The following is a 17,553-nucleotide window of genomic DNA, read 5'->3' as shown; positions in this document are numbered from 1 at the left end:
GTTTTTATCCAAGGGTTTATATGCCCTTCGTTCAACTCACGCCGGGGGGACGAGGGGAAAGGCGCTGAAAAGTCGCTACTCGTGACGGCTCTCTGCAGAATTCTCACGAATCTCGGCCACGACGTCGTTCCTTTCAAGAGCCAGAACATTAGCCTCAACTCAGCCCCGAGCATCGAGGGTGGCGAGATAGGCCGGGCGCAGTACCTTCAGGCGATAGCCTGCAGGAAGAAGCCGAGCATGAGGTTCAACCCGATTCTGCTGAAGCCTTGCCTTCACGGAAAGATCCCCGAACCTCCCTCGTGCAGAGAAGGGGCTTGAACCTGTGAATGTGAAGGTGGAGCATTGAAGAGGAAATAGAGAGGTTTACAGGGATCGTTGAGAGGAACTTCGATGTTGGGCATATCCTCTCGGAGCTCGGGTTTTAACGGTGCCTTTCTTTCCTCACTTCTATGACAGCTTCTTTTTTGGCTGGATCTTCTAAGGCATGTGCAACCTCCCCAACGTTGTCAATGGCAAGGTAGTATCTTTTTCCGCTGGCGTCGGTTATCAGCAGGCCCGTATCTGAAACCGCATATGAGAGCACGCTGCCGTAGTCGCCCTTGTATTCGCCCAAACGATATCTCCCAAATCCGAGCCCGTTGATTCTCCACCTGAGAACCTCCCGGTGGTCTTTCGGTTCAAAACTTCTGACGATAATATCTTCCCGTTTTTTCTTTGTTTCAATAATCAGCCGAGCTTTTCCGCCCTCATGCCTCATAATGACTCGGACCGGGACGTACTCATCCAGGTAGCGCTTTATCATTGCCGATACAAACAGCACCGTGAGCAGGATTGGGGTAAGCACTATTACAGTGGGCATCAGAGTGCCGCCCCCCATTTTTCATCCCAGTGATCCTTTCCAATTTGAATTTAGAGTTTTTCTCAAACTGGAGGTTGAAAACATAGGGTTGAGAAATCCGAATCCAGGAAAGCCGGATCCGGGCTGAGAGTAGTAATCAACCGCACAGGATTCTGGCTTCAGAAATAGTCTTCGGGTCCTTCGAGGACTTTTGGGGGATGCTTCTTCCTCCACCAGAGCTTCAGCCTCAGGTAAGCATAGAACCCGAGGAACAGGACAAGGACGACCGCTACGAAAACCAGTGCGAAGAGCAGAAAACCAAAGAAAAACAGCCCGCCCACGATCATGAGTCCAATGAACATTATCAGAGCCTTAACCCCCTCCAGTCTCATCGCCAACGCCTCACGAGCCTCGCTATTCTCTCCGCCAATTCTAGCTCTCCTGGGGTATTTACGTTTAATGCAAGGAGCTGATTTTCCAGCTCAAAGAACTCCTCTCCGCTAGAGCCGACTGCGTTGAGGCCCACTATGACGTAACCCCTGTAAACGAGCAGATTTGTGTCTTTTGGCACTTTTTCAACAGGTAAGACACCGGTCAAGCTCTCCCTCCCGTCGAAGGCTTTGGCGATGGAGAGAACGTCGCCCGCCTTGATAAACGGCAAATCCGAAGAGACGCTGATGAAAGGTCCGAACTCGCGGAGGAGGAAGAAAACGTCCTCAACGTAGCCTTTTCCTGGCGTTTCAACAAAGTCAATACCCTCTCGGAGGCACAGATTCTTTGTCTCTGGTGTATTCTTAGAAACTGCAACAATGACGTCGCCGGCCTTTTCTGTCTCCTCGTAAACCCAGAGTAGCATGGGCTTCCCCACTATCTTGAGGACGGGCTTCTCCCTACCCATCCTTGTAGAGCGCCCGCCGGCCATGATGATTACTGGATACCCCATGGTTGAAACTCCCAAAAAGGGTTAAAAGAAGTTTTGCCAACCCAAGTTTATGCGAGTAGCGGCAGTGCTCATTGTCTTCATTCTGCTCTCCACGGGTTGCCTGGGGAGTTCAGTCCCGCCATATACTTCTTCAAAATCTTTGACCGGCACGACCCGAAAGTTGGCGGGGACTGAAACGCTCTTCTTCGTTCATCAAAGCTGGGCCTATTGGCTCCAGAACGCAAGCTCGGAAGTTATAGCGGAGAGCGGCTTTGAGCTGGTCGTCATGGACTACTCCAGAGACGGGAGCGATGAGACGGCCTACACGCGGGAGGAAATCGAAATGATTAAGAGAGCTGGGGTAATCCCCGTAGCTTACATCAGCATTGGTGAGGCCGAAGATTATCGCTTCTACTGGAAAGATGAGTGGAAAGAAAAACCTCCTGCCTGGCTCGGACCGGAAAATCCCAACTGGGAGGGAAGCTATGCGGTAAAATACTGGGATGATGAGTGGAAGGAGATAGTGTTTGAATATTTCGACAGGATCATTGCGCAAGGCTTTGCAGGGGTTTACCTTGATAAAGTTGACGAGTTCGAGTACTGGGGCGAGAATGGCTATGATGAGAACTGGACGGCCCGGAAGATGATCGAGTTCATACTCGAAATAGCAAACTACACGCGCTCGAAGGCCGGTGAGGATTTCCTGATAATCCCCCAAAACGGTGAGCAACTCCTTGAATATGATGACGGCAGACTTTTGAAGACGATTTCCGGCTGGGCCAGTGAGGACGTCTTTTACGACGGCCTTGAGCCGAGTCCCTGGACGGGCGAAAAGGTTCCCCTCCTAGACAGGGTGGTTAAAGCCGGAAAGGTCGTTCTCGTGGGGGACTACGTTGATGACGGGACGAGGAGTCAGGAGGACATGGCGAGAATCCTCGACTTCATAAGGAGGGCCAGGGAGAGGGGCTACATACCCTACGTGGCCTTTGAGGACAGGGAACTCGATAGACTCGACGTGATTCCGGGGATTCAGCCGCCCAGGTAAGCCCCCGAAAACGCCACAACCAAAAGCGTCCCAGCCCTCGTTATCTCCGCTATTGCTCCTATGCAGTCGCCGTTTATTCCGCCGAAGTTGTCGAGGGCAACTTTGATGGTGTAACCTCCGAAGGCCAGACCGAGGAGCGAGACCAGGGCATTTTGCTCGTAGACACTTACAGGGACAAGGAGAATGGCGTAGAAGATGAGCCCGCCGAGGAGCTGGCCGCTGTTCATCCTCTCCATGAAGTAGGCCCCAAGCCCCTGGCCGAGCGGTTTCCTGGTTGCCAGCGCGAGGAGCATGGCGAGCTTTGAGTTTAGCTCCGCTAGGAAGAAGGCGTAGAAAGGAACGAGCTGGAGGGAATAGACCTGGAGGAACAGAACCATGACCACCGCGAAGAGGCCCGCTATTCCGGTGTTCAGGTCCTTCATTGCCTTTATTTTCCTCTCGCGATCGCCTTTAACCATAACTCCGTCGGCGAAGTCCGCCAGACCGTCAAGGTGGAGAAGGCCGATGGTGAAGTAGAGCGCCAAAACCGCCAGGACGTTCGAAAGGGGAAGTTTTAAGTAGAGGACGAGCGTTGGGAGCGCCGAACTCACCAAAGCAACGAGTGGAAAGGCCCAGAGCTCCTCATGAGCTTTCTCGAAGTCGCCCTTGATTGGCACCCGTGTCAGGAATGGCAGGACGTTTCTCATGGCTCAGTCCTCCGAAAGGAGCTTCGTCATGCAGCCTGCTATGAAGCCGCCTACTGCGTCGTCCAAAAAAGGCGGTAGCTCCTTCAGTATTCCGGGCTTTCTCGTGTCATAGTAGAAGAAGTTGAAAAGGGCCATTTTACCGCCGATGTATTCCGCTATGCTTATCCCGATGAGCTCATCGGCGACTAAGTTCACGGGGTCACTTTCAACCTCGAAGTTCTCCTCAAGGAGGAGCGCCGCCATGAGAAGGGACTGAACGTTGATATCATTAAGATACCTCAGCATCGTCTCCTCCAGCAGTTTTCTAACGTCTCCGGCATTTTCGCCGATATAGAGCTCCATCGCGGTGTCGAGCATCTTTTCGAGGGTTATGCCTTTTGATTCAAGTTCTCTAAGGATGTCTCCAGCTCTCATTCTCTCACCAGCCTGAACTTCAGCCACCGGTAGGTCTCGCTCTCATCCACCTTCTGCGGCTTCAGCTCAAAACTTCCCTCAAACAGCGGGCATTTTAAGACCACCGTGTGGAACTCAGCGAACTCGCCGAGGGGGTCGATGCCGGGGTTTGCGTCGAGGAAGCGCTCCAAATCCTCAACCGAGCGGAAGGTGTAGCCGAGCCATTCCTTAGAGAGCTTCTCCTTGTTGACCGCGATTATCGCGTATTCAAATCCCGCTTCGATTATCTCTCCCGCGAGCTCAAGCGTGTCCCTGCCCCATAGAGGCTCCAAGACTTTAACGCCCGCTCCTTCGGCCAGCCGTTCGATCCACTCCAGGTGGTCTTTGAGCAGCACATCCCCCGCGACGAGGTAATCAACGCCGAGCGAACCGATGAATTCAGCTAAAGCCTCGCTCCCTTTTGCCATGTCAAAGATCAGAAGCTCCTTTCCCATAGCCTCGGCGAGCTTTTCCAGTTCGCTTAGGTTCTCGTAGTGCGGCGAGAGTCCGATGGTGGTCTTCAAGACGAGGAAATACGGGATACTTATGCCGCTTTTCTGGGCCAAATAAGTTGCATAAAGTCCGTCCTTGCCGCCCGAGAAGAAGGCGATGCCCTTCAAATTGAACCCTCCAGCTTCGTCTGCTCGTACTCTTCGCGGAGGATTGAAAGCTTCTTTTCATCAACGTACGCCACAACTGCGCCGCAGTCGAGGCAGAGCCAGGGCCTGCCCTTTACTCCCGGCTTCAGGAAGCCTGTCAGTTTGCTCTTCCAGGGCGGGACCCAGAAGTACTGGGCGTGCCCCAGGAAGTCAGCTTTACTCGACACCATAGTCCCTCCGCAGAAGGGACACTTTCTCGTCTCCATGTCACCACCAGAATTATAAACGCCTTGGATGTTTTATCCTTTATGCTGCTGAAGCTTGACGAGCTGGAGCAGATTGGAAAGGTCTATGTAAATCCAAGAAACCTTAAGACTAAGCCCCTCTTCCTCAGGGACTGGCGAGACTTTCTCAACCTCGAGGAGAAGGTTTATGGCCTCTACGCGAGGACGATTTACAATCCGGAGCAGCGCTTCCTTGTCGTTGATAGGAAGGATGAGAAAGTCTCAGGAGAGCTTGAGGCCCTTTACCGGGAGTTTCTCCGTGAACCGCTGAAGTTCTGCCACGAGGAGTATTACAGCTATCAGCTCGAGGTTAGGAGTTTCGATGGTCTGCCCTTCGCCAATGGCTGGGTCGGTTCGGGTGTTGTTTTGGTCGGCGAAGCACCTGGAAGGAAGGGATGCGGATTAACTGGAATATGCTTCTATCGCGACGCCTCGGGAATGCTGCTCAGGAGGGCCCTCTTTTCCCTGGGGATTAACCCGGACTTTGTCTACATCACCAACGTCGTGAAATGCAATCCGCCGGGGAATAAGCTTAAGGGCTTCGATGAACGGGAGCTTAGTCTCCTCCAAAGGGAGCTTGAGATTCTGAAGCCAAAAGCCATTTTTGCCATCGGCAGAACTGCAGAGAAGGCCCTAAAAAGGCTTGGCTTTGATGCAACCTACTTAAGACATCCCGCCTGGTACGTGCGCAGGGGCTTGAGGGAACCCAACAAGGAGATGCTCAGTGAATACACCCAGGTAAAGGAGGCCCTCGGAGAATGGAAGCTTTAGTAACTTTTGTGGTTGCGCTCCTGTGGGATCTAATCCTCGGCGAGCCGCCCGCTTTAGTCCATCCCACCGTCTGGTTCGGCAGGCTAATCGACCTCTTTGATGGGATATACAGAAGGAGAAGCCCGATTTTGGACTTTCTCGCCGGAACCTCTGCTTCTCTCTTTGTCATCACCTTCGCCTTCATTCTCTCCAAGCTTCCGGAGCTTCTGCCAGGGTGGCTAGGTTTTGCTCTGGGCGTTTACCTTCTAAAAAGCTCCTTCGCGATTAAAAGCCTCGCCCAGCACGTGGAGAACACGGTGAGGGACAACATAGAAGAGCAGAGGAAGTACGTGGGCTGGATAGTCAGCAGGGACGTCTCAAAGCTTGATAGGGCCCATCTCAATTCAGCGGCCATAGAGAGCCTCGCCGAGAACATCACAGACAGCATCGTTGCTCCGCTCTTCTACTACCTCCTCTTTGGCCTGCCAGGAGCTTTGGTTTACAGAGCCGTTAATACGCTCGACGCGATGATAGGCTACCGCGATGAGAGGCACGAGTATTTCGGCAAGTTCGCAGCGCGTCTCGACGATTTGCTCAACTTCATCCCAGCCCGCATTACCGTTCTGCTCTTCCTGCCGCTCAGTCCGAGAAAGGTTCTCGAATACTGGAGGAAGGCGAAGTTTAAGATAAACGCCGACAAGCCCATAGCAGCAATGAGCGCCGTCCTCGGTGTCTGGCTTGAGAAAGAAGGGGTTTATCGCTTTGAAGGCCGGGAGCCGATGCTCGAAGATATAAGGCAGGCGCTGGAGATTTATCGGATTGTTGTGGGGGAGTGGGTTTTAATATGCCTGCTTCTATTCATCCTGGAGGGGTGGCTATGCTCAAACCCGTAAGCTTCAAGGCCCACCACGGCGGTGCGAGGGAAGAAGGTTTGGTCGACTTCTCGGCATCTCTGAACCCCTATCCCCCGGAATGGCTAGATGATATGTTTAACCGAGCAAAAGAGCTGAGCGGCCGTTACTTGTACTGGGAAAAGCTCGAGGAAGAGCTTTCGGAGTTAGTGGGTGAACCCCTGACGGTGACGGCCGGAATCACTGAGGCGCTCTATCTAATAGGCATCTTCGCGATGAGGGAAAAGCGCAAAGTAGTAATCCCGCGCCACACCTACGAGGAGTACGAGAGAGTAGCGAGGATTTTCGGCACGGAGGTAATCAAAGGATCGAACGATCCAGAGAGGCTTGCCGAGCTGGTTGAAAAGGGAAGCTTAGTCTTCTTCTGCAACCCCAACAACCCCGACGGTAAGTTCTACTCGCCAAAGGAGCTCAAGCCTCTTCTCGATGCCGTCGAAGACAAAGGCGCACTCCTCATACTTGACGAGGCTTTCATAGACTTTGTCAAAGGGACGAAAAGTCCTGAAGGGGAAAACCTCGTGAAGCTCAGGACCTTCACCAAGAGCTACGGCCTACCAGGGATAAGGGTGGGCTACGTCATCGGCTTCCAGGAGGCTTTTAAAAGCGTCCGCATGCCCTGGAGCATAGGCTCGCTCGGCTACGCTTTCCTGGAGTTCCTCATCGAGGACGGCTTCGAGCACCTCAAGAAAACGATGCCGCTCATCTGGGGTGAGAAGGAGCGGATGGAAAAGGTCCTGAACGTCAAAAGCGACGCCAACTTCTTCATAAAAAATGTCGGCGATGCGAGGGGAACCGTCGAACGGCTGAAGGAGAGGGGAATCCTCGTGAGGGACTGCACGAGCTTTGGTTTGCCTCAGTACGTCCGCTTCAGCGTGAGGAAGAGGGAGGAGAATGAGAGGCTTATTGAGGCATTCAGGGAGCTGGGAGAAGGGTTTTAAATCTGAAGCCCACTTCATTTTTGGTGATGCCATGCACGAGCTTTACACCCTCCTAGCGGAGTACTATGACGCCATATACCGGAGGAGGACAGAACGGGTTGGGGCAGAAATCGACTTCGTGGAAGAAACCTTCAGGGAAGATGCGGAGAGAAGTGTAAGGCGAGTCCTCGACCTCGCCTGCGGCACCGGAATTCCGACCCTTGAGCTCGCAAGGAGGGGGTACGAGGTTGTCGGTTTAGACCTCCACGAGGAGATGCTGGCCGTTGCAAGGAGGAAAGCGAAGAAGGAAGGCCTGAACGTTGAGTTCATCCAGGGTGACGCCATCGAAATAACCTTTGAGGAGGAGTTCGACGCGGTGACCATGTTCTTCTCCTCGATTATGTATTTCGATGATTCTGCAATTCAACAATTATTTAATTCAGTGAAAAGAGCTCTCCGGCCAGGAGGGGTCTTTATAGCCGACTTCCCAGCATGGCACTACGGCGGGAGGGACGGCCCGATAGTCTGGGACGAGATGAAAGGAGATGAGAGGCTAGTCATAACCGACTGGCGAGAGGTCGAGCCGGCCTTCCAGAAGCTCCACTTCAAGAGGCTCGTCCAGATAATCAAACCCGACGGGAACGTTAAGGCCGTCTTTGTGGACGACGAGCTCAACATATACACGCCGAGGGAGATTAGGCTTCTCGCCGGCGAATACTTCCCGAAGGTCAGAATCTACGGCAACCTGCGGCGTGAGCTGAGGCCGAAGGAAAGCAGGTACTGGCTGGTGGCGGTTAAGTGATAGTGCCCATACCGTTTATTTTTCGGTCTTTTTGCCTTTCGCGTTTATAACCAAGTTTTGAAATTCTACAAAAAAGTTATAAAACTGCGCCGCCAACACCCCCCGGTGGTGCTATGGGGGGGTACGACATTAAACCCATAAGAGGGAAAGAGCGAACTTTTACCCTCGCAACCCTGCTGGCCATATGGTTCGGTGCTGGAATAAGCATAGCCGAGTTCTGGGCCGGGGCGTTGCTGACGCCTGCGCTGAGCCTCGGGGCGGCACTGGCTGTTATAGTACTTGGGCACCTGCTCGGAAACGCGGTCATGGGCCTCATAGCGATAGAGGGCGAGGAAACGGGGCTGCCAACGATGGTGCTCTCAAGGGCTCCACTTGGCATCAAGGGCTCGTTACTGCCCTCGGTTCTCAACTACCTTCAGCTCATAGGTTGGACGGCCATAATGCTCATAGTCGGCGCAAGGGCTATGAACGCGGTCTCAAAGGTTCTTGGCTTCGAGAACTACGCCTTCTGGGTTCTCCTCCTCGGAATTCTCGTTACACTCTGGACGTACATCGGCCCAAAGAACTGGGAAAAACTTGAGAAGGTTGCAGCGCTTCTCCTGCTCCTCCTGAGCCTGTGGCTGACTTACATCACGCTGGAGAAGTTCTCACTGGGGGAGCTGTTCTCAAAGCCCGGAACCGGAGAGATAGGTCTGATGCTGGGCCTGGATCTGGTTATAGCGATGCCACTCTCGTGGGCACCGCTGATAGCAGACTACTCCAGGTTCGCAAAGGGAAGAAAGGCGGCATTCTGGGGGACGTACCTCGGCTACTTCGTCTCCTCAGGGCTCTTCTACTTCGTCGGCGCCCTGACGAACATAGCCGTAGGGGAAAGCGACCCGATTTCCATCATAGCCGCTTACGGCCTCGGAATACCCGTGATGCTCGTGGTGGTATTCTCCACGGTCACCACTACCTTCATGGACGTCTACTCCGCGGCTATAACCTATAAGAATGTCTCACCGAAGGCCGACGCTGAGAAGCAGGTGCTCTTGGTGGGGGCCTTGGGGATCCTGCTGGCACTCTTCTTCCCGATGGAGGAGTATGAGGGCTTCCTGCTTTTGATTGGTGGGGCATTCGTCTCTCTGACGGCAATAATGATAACAGACTACTTCCTCATTAGGGGACAATACAAAGCGGAGGAGCTGCTCGACGAGAGCGGCCCCTTTGCCGGTTACAACCTAAAGGCACTGCTCGTATGGGCGGTTGGCTTTGCTTTCTACATGGCCCTCGCTGTGGAGGGGCTCTTCGGCCTGCATGTCCCAATCCTGAGTGACCTCGGCTACAGACTGGGGTCGAGTATTCCAACTTTCACCCTCGTCAGCGCCCTGTACTACCTTTTGGAGAGGTGATTTAGATGGAGTGGATCGCCGAGGCTCTGGGGAAGGTGAGGGAAAGGAGGCCGCTGGTTCACAATATCACCAACTACGTCGTCATGAACTCAACCGCCAACGCCCTCCTCGCCCTGGGTGCCTCACCTGTGATGGCCCATGCGGAAGAGGAGCTCGAGGAGATGGTTGCCCTGGCCGATGCCCTTGTCATAAACATCGGCACCCTTGACGGCGAGAGGCTCAGGGCCATGCTGAAAGCCGTCAAAATCGCAGGAAAGCTCGGAAAGCCTGTCGTCCTCGACCCTGTTGGGGCGGGCTCAACCAAGTTCAGGACGGAGGCTTCCCTCAAGCTCCTCAATACTGGGGATATCAGCATCGTCAGGGGCAACTTCGGGGAGATTTCTGCTCTCGTGGGGAGGAGCGGCCTGACGAGGGGCGTTGATACTGCATCATACAGCCCAGAGGATGCACTGCAGGTTTCCGAGAAGGCGGCCGAGAAGTTTGGAACCGTCGTTGCCCTCACGGGCCCGGTGGACTACGTGAGCAACAGCGGAAAGACGTACGCGGTCTCCAATGGGACGCCCCTTTTCGGAAGGATAACAGGTGCGGGATGCATCTCAACGGCAATAATAGGGGCGTTTCTTGCCGTGGAGGAGCCCTTGAAGGCCGGAGTTGTGGGCCTGGCAGTCCTCGGCGTTGTAGGCGAGCTTGCCGCCGAAGAAAGCCCCCTACCGGGGAGCTTCCACATGAAGCTCTACGACTGGTTGTACCGCATTGACGGTTCCCTGCTGATGGAGAGGGCAAAGGTAGAGCCAGTTAAATCCGAGGAGGTGGTTCCATGAAAATCGAGACCCTCAATCAGAAAATTTCCTATTCGGCCGTTTTCATAGCCCTTGGAGTGGTTCTGGGAACAATGTCCTTCCCTGTTGGCCCGACAAAGGTCGCCCCCTTCCAGCACTTCATAAACGTCCTGACAGGGATACTCCTCGGCCCGTGGTGGGCCTCTTTCGTTGCCTTTGCGGTAGGCCTGCTGAGGATGTCCCTGGGGGTTGGGACAATATTCTCCCTGCCGGGAGGCATCCCCGGTGCCTTCGTCGTTGGGCTGGCTTACATGGCGCTGAAGAAGGACGTCGCGGCCTTCACCGAGCCTCTAGGCACGGTGTTCATAGGCGGAACCCTGAGTGCACTCCTCGTTGCTCCGGCAATCGGGGTTGAGAAGCCTGCCGTCTGGTTCTGGGTCGCTTTTGCTCCCAGCACCCTTGTGGGTACGAGCCTGGGGTTCATTGTTTTGAAGGCGCTCCGCAGAATGGAGGTGGTGAAATGATACGGAAGGCCCTCACCATAGCCGGCAGCGACAGCGGGGGAGGAGCCGGGATAGAGGCCGACCTTAAAACCTTCGCTGCCTTCGGCGTCCACGGGCTGGTCGCAATAACGAGCGTCACCGCCCAGAACACCCAGGAGGTCAGGGCAATCTACGACATCTCCCCCGAAGTCGTTGCGAAGCAGATAGAGGCCGTTGCAGAGGACATCGGCGTTGATGCGGCAAAGACCGGGATGCTGAGCAACGCGGACATCATAAAGGCCGTCGCGAAGACGGTCAGGAAGTACGAGTTCCCCCTTGTGGTTGACCCTGTAATGATAGCCAAGAGTGGAGCGCCCCTGCTCAGGGAGGATGCTGTGGAAGCCCTAAAAGAGAAGATAATACCCTTTGCCAAGGTAGTGACCCCCAACAGGCCGGAGGCGGAGAAGCTGAGCGGGATGAAGATTGAAAGCATCGAGGACGCCAGGAAGGCGGCCAAGTTTATAGTGGAAGAGCTGGGCGCCGAGGCGGTGATAGTTAAAGGAGGTCATCTCGGGACGAGTGAGGCCGTTGACGTCCTGTACTACCGCGGGAGTTTCAGAGAATACCGGAAGCCCTTCGTTGATGGCTGCACCCACGGAACCGGCTGCTCCTTCTCGGCGGCTATAGCGGCAAACCTTGCCAAGGGGGAAGGTCTGGAGGAGACGGTAAAAGTGGCCAAAGAGTTCGTAACGGCGGGCATCTACTACGGGCTGAGAATAGGCCACGGACACTGCCCTGTTAACCAGAACGCCTGGATAGAGATCCCCGCAGAGAGGTGGAGGACTTACGAGGCGCTCAACGGCGCACTGGGGGAACTGCTGAAGGTTGAAGGGCTCCAGCAGTACGTCCCTGAGGTCGGGATGAACTTCGTCTACGCCCTTCCAGGGATATACGCCAGGGGCAAGGCGGACGTCGCAGGGGTAAAGGGAAGGATAGTGAAGTTCGGAGAGACGGTAAAGCCGGTTGGGCCAGTTGAGTTCGGTGCCAGTGATCATCTTGCCAGGGCGGTTCTGACCATGATGGGGTTTTATCCCGAGGTTAGGAGTGCCCTGAACCTGAGGTACGATGAGTGGCTCATTGAGAGGGCAAAAAGAGCCGGCCTGAGGGTCTCTTTCTATGACAGGCGGGAGGAGCCGGAGGAGATTAAACGCCGTGAGGGCGCCACGATTCCGTGGGGCATTGAGATGGCAGTTAAAAGGCTGGGCGAAAGACCGGACATCGTCTATCACCTCGGGGACTGGGGCAAGGAATCGATGGTGCTCCTCTTTGGGGAGAACCCAGGGGACGTCATAAGAAAGCTCAGACTCCTCCTTGGGTGACTCCCTCCAAAACTTTTTTAAAGAGCGTGTGTGTTCTTATTCCTTGGTGGTGCCTATCGTCCACCGTAACCCTGATTTCAACCCCTGAGTTCCAGTCGTTTCGTCCTTCTGGGTTAGCCTTAATTCTGGCACCACCCCGGCTAAGATTTTTAAGCTGCCCTTCTGAGGGTATCCCATCTTCAAAAAACCGAAAAGGTGATGCCCATGCTCCCTAAAACCTACGACCCCAATGAGATTGAGCCCAAGTGGCAGAAGTTCTGGCTGGATGAAAAAATCTACAAATACGAGCTCGACGAGAAGAGACCAAGCTACGCAATTGACACGCCCCCGCCGTTCACGAGCGGAACCCTTCACCTTGGTCATGTGCTCAGCCACACCTGGATTGACATAGTGGCCCGTTACAAGAGAATGACCGGCTACAACGTGCTCTTCCCACAGGGCTTCGACAACCACGGCCTTCCGACCGAGCTGAAGGTGGAGAAGGAGTTCGGAATCAGCAAGGATCAGCCAGAGAAGTTCCTTCAGAAGTGTGTTGAGTGGACCTGGCAGGCCATAGAGGCCATGCGCAACCAGTTCATAAGGATAGGCTATTCCGCCGACTGGGATCTGGAGTACCACACAATGGACGACTGGTACAAGGCAACGGTCCAGAAGTCCCTCTTGGAGTTCTACAAGAAGGGAATGCTCTACCGCGACGAGCACCCCGTTTACTGGTGTCCTAGATGTAGGACGAGCCTTGCCAAGGCCGAGGTAGGTTATGTTGAGGAAGATGGCTTCCTCTACTACATAAAGCTCCCGCTTGCTGACGGCTCCGGTTACGTCCCGATAGCCACTACCAGACCGGAGCTTATGCCGGCCTGTGTTGCGGTATTTGTCCACCCTGACGATGAGAGGTATAAGGACGTTGTCGGCAAGAAGGTGAAGCTCCCGATATTCGAGAGGGAAGTGCCGGTTATAGCCGACGAGGACGTTGACCCGACCTTTGGAACCGGTGCCGTTTACAACTGTACCTACGGCGATGAGCAGGACGTCGTGTGGCAGAAGCGCTACAACCTGCCGGTCATCATAGCCATCAACGAGGACGGCACCATGAACGAAAACGCCGGCAAGTACGCGGGCATGAAGACCGAGGAGGCAAGGAAGGCCATTGCCGAAGACCTTGAGAAGATGGGCCTTCTCTACAAGAAGGAGAAGATAACCCACCGCGTCCTGAGGCACACCGAGAGAAGCTCCTGTATGGCCCCAATCGAGCTCCTGCCGAAGAAGCAGTGGTTCATAAAGGTGAAGGACTTCACGGACGAGATTGTGAAAGTGGCAGAGAAAATCAACTGGTATCCGAGCGATATGTTCCTCCGCCTCAAGGACTGGGCCGAGTCAATGGACTGGGACTGGGTTATAAGCAGGCAGCGCGTCTTTGGAACCCCAATCCCGTTCTGGGTCTGTAAGAACGGCCACGTAGTTCCTGCCAGAGAGGAAGACCTGCCCGTTGACCCGCGCTTTGACAAGCCGCCCGTTGAGAAGTGTCCAGTCTGCGGTGCCGAGCTTGAGCCAGTAACTGACGTCCTTGACTGTTGGGTGGATTCAAGCATTACGCCGCTCATCATCACCAAGTGGGGCAAGGACGAGAAGTGGTTCAAGCACAACTTCCCGACGGCTCTGAGGCCGCAGGGAACCGACATCATCAGGACGTGGGCCTTCTACACAATATTCAGGACCTACGTGCTCACCGGGGAAAAGCCCTGGGACGACATCCTCATCAACGGAATGGTGGCTGGTCCAGACGGAAGGAAGATGAGTAAGAGCTACGGTAACGTCGTTGCACCGGACGAGGTGATTCCAAAGTACGGCGCCGACGCCCTGAGACTCTGGACTGCCTTAGCGCCGCCCGGAGAAGACCATCCGTTCAAGTGGGAGACCGTCGATTACAACTACCGCTTCCTCCAGAAGGTCTGGAACATCTACCGCTTCGCTGAGAGGCACCTTGAAGGCTTTGACCCAGAGGCAGCAAAAGGAATCGAGCTGGAGCCGATTGACAGGTGGATACTGTCGAGACTCCACAGGATCATCAAGTTCGCCACGGAGGAAATGGAGAAGTACCGCTTCAACCTGCTCACGAGGGAGCTGATAACCTTCGTCTGGCACGAGGTCGCTGACGACTACATCGAGATGATCAAGTACCGCCTCTACGGCGACGACGAGGAGAGCAAGCTGAAGGCAAAGGCTGCCCTCTACGAACTGCTCTACAACATCATGCTCCTGCTCGCTCCGTTTGCGCCGCACATCACGGAGGAGCTCTACCAGAACCTCTTCAAAGAGCGCATCGGAGCGAAGAGCGTCCACCTCCTCGAGTGGCCGAAGTACGACGAAGGCAGGATTGACGAGAATGCCGAGAAGCTCGGAGATCTGGCCAGGGAGATAGTCGGTGTCATGAGGCGCTACAAGAACTCCCACGGCTTGGCGTTAAACGCCAAGCTCAAGCACGTGGCGATCTACGCTACCGACTCCTACGAGATGCTGAAGGCCATCGAAAAGGACATCGCCGGAACCATGAACATTGAGAGGCTTGAGATAATCAAGGGTGAGCCAGAGCTCGAGGAGCGCATCATCGAGATAAAGCCCAACTTCAGAACAGTAGGGCCGCGCTATGGAAAGCTCGTGCCCAAGATTACCGCCTACCTCAAGGAGAACGCCGAGGAAGTTGCCAGGGGCCTCAAGGAGAGTGGAAAGGTCGAGTTCGAGGTTGAAGGACAGAAGGTCGAGCTCAACAAGGACGACATCGTGCTGAGGAAGGCGGTTTTCAGCGAGGGCGAAGAGGTGGAAACGGCAGTCGTTGGAGATGCCGTGATTCTGTTCTTCTGAACTTTTCTTTCTCTAATTTGTCAGAGAACGGGAAAGAGGAACACTCAGCAGTTGTAGCACAGCATCGCGGCCTTCTTTAGGAGTATGACCCTGTAAAGCTTGCCGTTGATTATTCTCGGGTTGGAAATCTTGTTGAGGTGGTGCATCCGCTTCCTCTCGAGCGCGACGAGATTTAACTCGCGCAGAACCTTCACGAAGTCCTCCCAGCGTATCTTGAGCCACTTGGAGTACTCGTCAAACAGCTCCTTCTCGACAACGCGGTAAACTTTCCCGTTAATCATATAGCGCGTTGCATGCTTTGGAAGCTCCTTTCTGAGGCGCCAGCGTGCGTGAAGCGGCTCCTGCATCTCGTAAACGGCCTCGTCCATCGACTTACCCTCAGCCATCATTTTGAGGATTATGCCGAGGATCCTGTTTATCCTGTCCGGGACACCGACTACATCGCCCCTAAGGACTATTTTTCTCCTGAGGACCTTAATACCGGCGTTCTCAAGCTCCTCACCGATTTTTGGCGTGGTCTTCTTCTTTGTACCGCCGGTGTCGACGATCCCCCCGATTATGAAGGCCTTAACGTCGAAGTCCTCCTCTCCCAGAACTTCCTCCGCCCAGGGGTCGAGGAGTACGACCTCATCGATGCCCTCTTCTTTCAGGAAGTTGGCGGTAGATCCTTCGTATGTCGTTATCCTCTCAATCGGGCCGTGGAACATGGATTTGAACTCATCGTTCGCCCAGGTTACTGCCAGCTCTTTTCCCGTGAAGTAATCCCTCAGCAGGCCGTAGCTCTGAGCCACCTGGAGGCATATCTTGCCCTTTTCCTTCTGGGTGTGCTTGTCCCAGTGCATTAGGTCAATTATGAAGTAGGGCCACTCCGGAATGCGGGCCTTCAGGTCTTCAGCCCTGATTAGAACCTTGAACTTTTCTGCCATGCAGCCCGGCACGTAGGCGTAGCGCGAACCCTTAACGCGGCTCCCGTTTAAATCCCACGCAACTGCCGTTGGCTCTGGAACTTCTGCTATGACCCCCTTTCCGTTAAGGACGTCCACTGCCACATCCTGGAGCTTATTCTTTGACTTGCGGTAGCGCTTTGAAAGCACGCCGAAGCTATCTATACCCTTCTCCTGCAGAACTTCCCTGAAAACCTGGGCGAGCGTCTTCATGGCCATCGGGCGGGGAAACGGGTGAGGAGTTAAAAGCCTTTCCATCTGGTTGAGGTTAAAGAACAAAGAGAAAACTGTATTCAAAAACAATAAAGCATCAAAAGATCTGGATTCTGTGTTCCTCTGAGAGTTTTATAGTGTAGTGTCTCGGTTTGAACTCAGGAACGAGAGACTTGGGCACAAGTATCGTCTCCTCGAGGCCAGAGTTATTAGTGCTGGAGATAAACTCTATGATTTGGTCGCTAAGACTATAGAGCCATGCCGTTACATAATCAGGAACGGCATCTCTGTTCAGGAGAGAGACTGTGACAATATTGAACTTGTTTTCCCTTATTATCTCCTTTTCAAAGCTTGCAAGTGATGCCCTTATTAGGCTGTCCATGGTCTGTTTTCCGAATTCGTGATAAAGTCCTTCCAAATTTGCAGCAAGACCAACTATTATCGAGTTCTTAGGGATTTTTGATGCTATCGTGCTGTATATCTTGAGTAATTTTGGAATTCCAGTGTCGTCGCTCCAGTTTTGTATCTGAACAACATATGGTCGGTTATCAGGTATTCCGTACTTGGAACCAAAGAGGTCAATTATGTAAAGCCTTCCCGCTTTTGCTTCTTTTTCGATATCAAGTCCAACACATCTGGTTCTCAGTATAAGTTTTGAAATTGGCAGAGTTGTATTCAGTATAACTCCAATTGCTCCTTGATCAATCATGCTCTTGAAGATCTTCAGTCCAAGTATCCACCCCAAGGATCTTCTGTCGTAAGATATCAGGAGGTTCCCCATATCGACTATTCCCCCACCTAAAGCAGAGTCAATCTCTTCTATTCCAGTTTTGACAACGCCTATCATGATATCACCATTGGGAGTTCTCTCTAGGTGTTAAAAAAATTTTGGGCATTTCTTTAATAATATCCTGCAATTTATTGAGAAATTTTTAAAATCACAAAAATCTCTCGATATGCGAAAGGAGAATGTAAAAATTATTCATAAAAATGGTGAAAGGTTTAGAGATGGCCGAAAGAACGCCTGAAGTACACTGTATTTCAAGTTCATGCAGCTTTAGGTATCGTGGAACCTTTTGAGGATGGCTTATAACAGGTCTCGTTTTATTAACAGCCTGTTAAGGTGGGCTCTCTTTGGGGATGAGCCTTCTATAACGGTGAAGCTTCTTGTAGAACAGCGTTTGGGGGAATTCTGGTGCCCCGGCCGGGATTTGAACCCGGGGCGCGGGCTCGAAAGCTACAGTCCTCCTCCCAAATGCCGCTGAATACGCTTTGGTCTCTTCACAAAGAGGCTTACCAGAAATGGCTCTCCCTTAGAGT

The 17,553-nt window shown here is 53.6% G+C and carries 19 protein-coding genes and 1 pseudogene; 11 read left to right on the top strand and 9 right to left on the bottom strand.

From position 1 onward, the window contains the following. Window positions 1-18: 18 nt before the first annotated feature. Window positions 19-267: pseudogene (locus E3E36_RS10670) on the top strand (hypothetical protein); the annotation flags it as partial. A gap of 154 nt (window positions 268-421) precedes the next feature. Here the strand turns inward: E3E36_RS10670 and E3E36_RS10665 are convergent. The 3 genes from E3E36_RS10665 to E3E36_RS10655 all read right to left on the bottom strand — a co-directional run bounded on the left by E3E36_RS10665 (window position 422) and on the right by E3E36_RS10655 (window position 1,781). Beyond that, a complete protein-coding gene (locus tag E3E36_RS10665; RefSeq protein ID WP_167895433.1) occupies window positions 422-859 on the bottom strand; it encodes a hypothetical protein in 438 nt (145 codons plus the stop codon). 158 nt (window positions 860-1,017) lie between these two features. Then, complete coding sequence (locus E3E36_RS10660; protein ID WP_167895432.1) at window positions 1,018-1,230, bottom strand: hypothetical protein; 213 nt, start codon at window positions 1,228-1,230, stop codon at window positions 1,018-1,020. Then, window positions 1,227-1,781 (bottom strand): NTP transferase domain-containing protein, encoded by a 555-nt coding sequence (locus E3E36_RS10655; RefSeq protein ID WP_167895431.1) that lies wholly within the window; start codon window positions 1,779-1,781, stop codon window positions 1,227-1,229. The genes E3E36_RS10660 and E3E36_RS10655 overlap by 4 nt, the downstream gene beginning before the upstream one ends. Window positions 1,782-1,830: 49 nt before the next feature. Between E3E36_RS10655 and E3E36_RS10650 the strand changes: the two genes are divergently transcribed. After that, complete coding sequence (locus tag E3E36_RS10650) at window positions 1,831-2,805, top strand: MJ1477/TM1410 family putative glycoside hydrolase (RefSeq protein WP_167895430.1); 975 nt, start codon at window positions 1,831-1,833, stop codon at window positions 2,803-2,805. Here the strand turns inward: E3E36_RS10650 and cobS are convergent. The 4 genes from cobS to E3E36_RS10630 are packed head-to-tail and all read right to left on the bottom strand — an operon-like array spanning window position 2,790 to window position 4,788. Beyond that, entirely contained in the window at window positions 2,790-3,491 is a 702-nt protein-coding gene (gene cobS / locus E3E36_RS10645) for an adenosylcobinamide-GDP ribazoletransferase (RefSeq protein ID WP_167895429.1), read from the bottom strand. The two genes, E3E36_RS10650 and cobS, sit on opposite strands and share 16 nt — an antisense overlap. Before the next feature lie 3 nt (window positions 3,492-3,494). After that, window positions 3,495-3,905: an alpha-ribazole phosphatase CobZ gene (gene cobZ / locus E3E36_RS10640; RefSeq protein ID WP_167895428.1), complete on the bottom strand. Its 411-nt coding sequence runs from the start codon at window positions 3,903-3,905 to the stop codon at window positions 3,495-3,497. Beyond that, on the bottom strand, window positions 3,902-4,543 hold the full coding sequence (locus E3E36_RS10635) for a diphthine--ammonia ligase family protein (protein ID WP_167895427.1): 642 nt from the start codon (window positions 4,541-4,543) through the stop codon (window positions 3,902-3,904). Before E3E36_RS10635 ends, cobZ begins: the two co-directional genes overlap by 4 nt. After that, a complete protein-coding gene (locus E3E36_RS10630) occupies window positions 4,540-4,788 on the bottom strand; it encodes a hypothetical protein (RefSeq protein ID WP_167895426.1) in 249 nt (82 codons plus the stop codon). Before E3E36_RS10630 ends, E3E36_RS10635 begins: the two co-directional genes overlap by 4 nt. A gap of 42 nt (window positions 4,789-4,830) precedes the next feature. Between E3E36_RS10630 and E3E36_RS10625 the strand changes: the two genes are divergently transcribed. The 9 genes from E3E36_RS10625 to E3E36_RS10585 all read left to right on the top strand — a co-directional run bounded on the left by E3E36_RS10625 (window position 4,831) and on the right by E3E36_RS10585 (window position 15,076). After that, window positions 4,831-5,577: a uracil-DNA glycosylase family protein gene (locus E3E36_RS10625; RefSeq protein ID WP_167895425.1), complete on the top strand. Its 747-nt coding sequence runs from the start codon at window positions 4,831-4,833 to the stop codon at window positions 5,575-5,577. After that, complete coding sequence (cbiB, locus tag E3E36_RS10620) at window positions 5,565-6,449, top strand: adenosylcobinamide-phosphate synthase CbiB (RefSeq protein ID WP_167895424.1); 885 nt, start codon at window positions 5,565-5,567, stop codon at window positions 6,447-6,449. Before E3E36_RS10625 ends, cbiB begins: the two co-directional genes overlap by 13 nt. Next, window positions 6,434-7,405, top strand: coding sequence for an aminotransferase class I/II-fold pyridoxal phosphate-dependent enzyme (locus tag E3E36_RS10615; RefSeq protein WP_167895423.1), 972 nt, complete (start codon window positions 6,434-6,436; stop codon window positions 7,403-7,405). Before cbiB ends, E3E36_RS10615 begins: the two co-directional genes overlap by 16 nt. Window positions 7,406-7,436: 31 nt before the next feature. Next, window positions 7,437-8,186, top strand: coding sequence for a class I SAM-dependent methyltransferase (locus E3E36_RS10610; protein WP_167895422.1), 750 nt, complete (start codon window positions 7,437-7,439; stop codon window positions 8,184-8,186). Between the two features lie 113 nt (window positions 8,187-8,299). After that, window positions 8,300-9,577 carry a putative hydroxymethylpyrimidine transporter CytX gene (gene cytX, locus E3E36_RS10605; protein ID WP_167895421.1) on the top strand — a complete coding sequence of 426 codons (1,278 nt, stop codon included), beginning with the start codon at window positions 8,300-8,302 and terminating at the stop codon, window positions 9,575-9,577. 5 nt (window positions 9,578-9,582) lie between these two features. Continuing rightward, window positions 9,583-10,398: a hydroxyethylthiazole kinase gene (thiM, locus tag E3E36_RS10600; protein ID WP_167895420.1), complete on the top strand. Its 816-nt coding sequence runs from the start codon at window positions 9,583-9,585 to the stop codon at window positions 10,396-10,398. After that, window positions 10,395-10,880 (top strand): energy coupling factor transporter S component ThiW, encoded by a 486-nt coding sequence (gene thiW, locus E3E36_RS10595; RefSeq protein WP_167895419.1) that lies wholly within the window; start codon window positions 10,395-10,397, stop codon window positions 10,878-10,880. Before thiM ends, thiW begins: the two co-directional genes overlap by 4 nt. Further along, window positions 10,877-12,217, top strand: coding sequence for a bifunctional hydroxymethylpyrimidine kinase/phosphomethylpyrimidine kinase (locus tag E3E36_RS10590; RefSeq protein WP_167895418.1), 1,341 nt, complete (start codon window positions 10,877-10,879; stop codon window positions 12,215-12,217). The genes thiW and E3E36_RS10590 overlap by 4 nt, the downstream gene beginning before the upstream one ends. 204 nt (window positions 12,218-12,421) lie before the next feature. Then, a complete protein-coding gene (locus E3E36_RS10585; RefSeq protein ID WP_167895458.1) occupies window positions 12,422-15,076 on the top strand; it encodes a valine--tRNA ligase in 2,655 nt (884 codons plus the stop codon). A gap of 44 nt (window positions 15,077-15,120) precedes the next feature. Here the strand turns inward: E3E36_RS10585 and trm10 are convergent, their stop codons facing one another. Together trm10 and E3E36_RS10575 are read right to left on the bottom strand one after the other, a co-directional pair. After that, on the bottom strand, window positions 15,121-16,233 hold the full coding sequence (gene trm10, locus E3E36_RS10580; protein ID WP_167895457.1) for a tRNA (guanine(9)-/adenine(9)-N1)-methyltransferase: 1,113 nt from the start codon (window positions 16,231-16,233) through the stop codon (window positions 15,121-15,123). Between the two features lie 97 nt (window positions 16,234-16,330). Further along, window positions 16,331-17,080: a hypothetical protein gene (locus tag E3E36_RS10575; RefSeq protein ID WP_167895417.1), complete on the bottom strand. Its 750-nt coding sequence runs from the start codon at window positions 17,078-17,080 to the stop codon at window positions 16,331-16,333. Between the last annotated feature and the right edge of the window lie 473 nt (window positions 17,081-17,553).

Source organism: Thermococcus sp. M36 (genome assembly GCF_012027355.1).
Taxonomy (GTDB): domain Archaea; phylum Methanobacteriota_B; class Thermococci; order Thermococcales; family Thermococcaceae; genus Thermococcus.
The sequence above is the reverse complement of the archived record's forward strand: the minus strand, read 5'-3'. Positions and strand labels throughout refer to the sequence as shown.

Excerpts from the sequence above, each read along its gene's own strand:
- E3E36_RS10665 (WP_167895433.1), bottom strand. The coding sequence starts at position 859 with ATGCCCACTGTAATAGTGCTTACCCCAATCCTGCTCACGGTGCTGTTT.
- E3E36_RS10660 (WP_167895432.1), bottom strand. The coding sequence starts at position 1,230 with ATGAGACTGGAGGGGGTTAAGGCTCTGATAATGTTCATTGGACTCATG.
- E3E36_RS10655 (WP_167895431.1), bottom strand. The coding sequence starts at position 1,781 with ATGGGGTATCCAGTAATCATCATGGCCGGCGGGCGCTCTACAAGGATG.
- E3E36_RS10650 (WP_167895430.1), top strand. The coding sequence starts at position 1,831 with ATGCGAGTAGCGGCAGTGCTCATTGTCTTCATTCTGCTCTCCACGGGT.
- cobS (WP_167895429.1), bottom strand. The coding sequence starts at position 3,491 with ATGAGAAACGTCCTGCCATTCCTGACACGGGTGCCAATCAAGGGCGAC.
- cobZ (WP_167895428.1), bottom strand. The coding sequence starts at position 3,905 with ATGAGAGCTGGAGACATCCTTAGAGAACTTGAATCAAAAGGCATAACC.
- E3E36_RS10630 (WP_167895426.1), bottom strand. The coding sequence starts at position 4,788 with ATGGAGACGAGAAAGTGTCCCTTCTGCGGAGGGACTATGGTGTCGAGT.
- E3E36_RS10625 (WP_167895425.1), top strand. The coding sequence starts at position 4,831 with ATGCTGCTGAAGCTTGACGAGCTGGAGCAGATTGGAAAGGTCTATGTA.
- cbiB (WP_167895424.1), top strand. The coding sequence starts at position 5,565 with ATGGAAGCTTTAGTAACTTTTGTGGTTGCGCTCCTGTGGGATCTAATC.
- E3E36_RS10615 (WP_167895423.1), top strand. The coding sequence starts at position 6,434 with ATGCTCAAACCCGTAAGCTTCAAGGCCCACCACGGCGGTGCGAGGGAA.
- E3E36_RS10610 (WP_167895422.1), top strand. The coding sequence starts at position 7,437 with ATGCACGAGCTTTACACCCTCCTAGCGGAGTACTATGACGCCATATAC.
- cytX (WP_167895421.1), top strand. The coding sequence starts at position 8,300 with ATGGGGGGGTACGACATTAAACCCATAAGAGGGAAAGAGCGAACTTTT.
- thiM (WP_167895420.1), top strand. The coding sequence starts at position 9,583 with ATGGAGTGGATCGCCGAGGCTCTGGGGAAGGTGAGGGAAAGGAGGCCG.
- thiW (WP_167895419.1), top strand. The coding sequence starts at position 10,395 with ATGAAAATCGAGACCCTCAATCAGAAAATTTCCTATTCGGCCGTTTTC.
- E3E36_RS10590 (WP_167895418.1), top strand. The coding sequence starts at position 10,877 with ATGATACGGAAGGCCCTCACCATAGCCGGCAGCGACAGCGGGGGAGGA.
- E3E36_RS10585 (WP_167895458.1), top strand. The coding sequence starts at position 12,422 with ATGCTCCCTAAAACCTACGACCCCAATGAGATTGAGCCCAAGTGGCAG.
- trm10 (WP_167895457.1), bottom strand. The coding sequence starts at position 16,233 with ATGAAGACGCTCGCCCAGGTTTTCAGGGAAGTTCTGCAGGAGAAGGGT.
- E3E36_RS10575 (WP_167895417.1), bottom strand. The coding sequence starts at position 17,080 with ATGATAGGCGTTGTCAAAACTGGAATAGAAGAGATTGACTCTGCTTTA.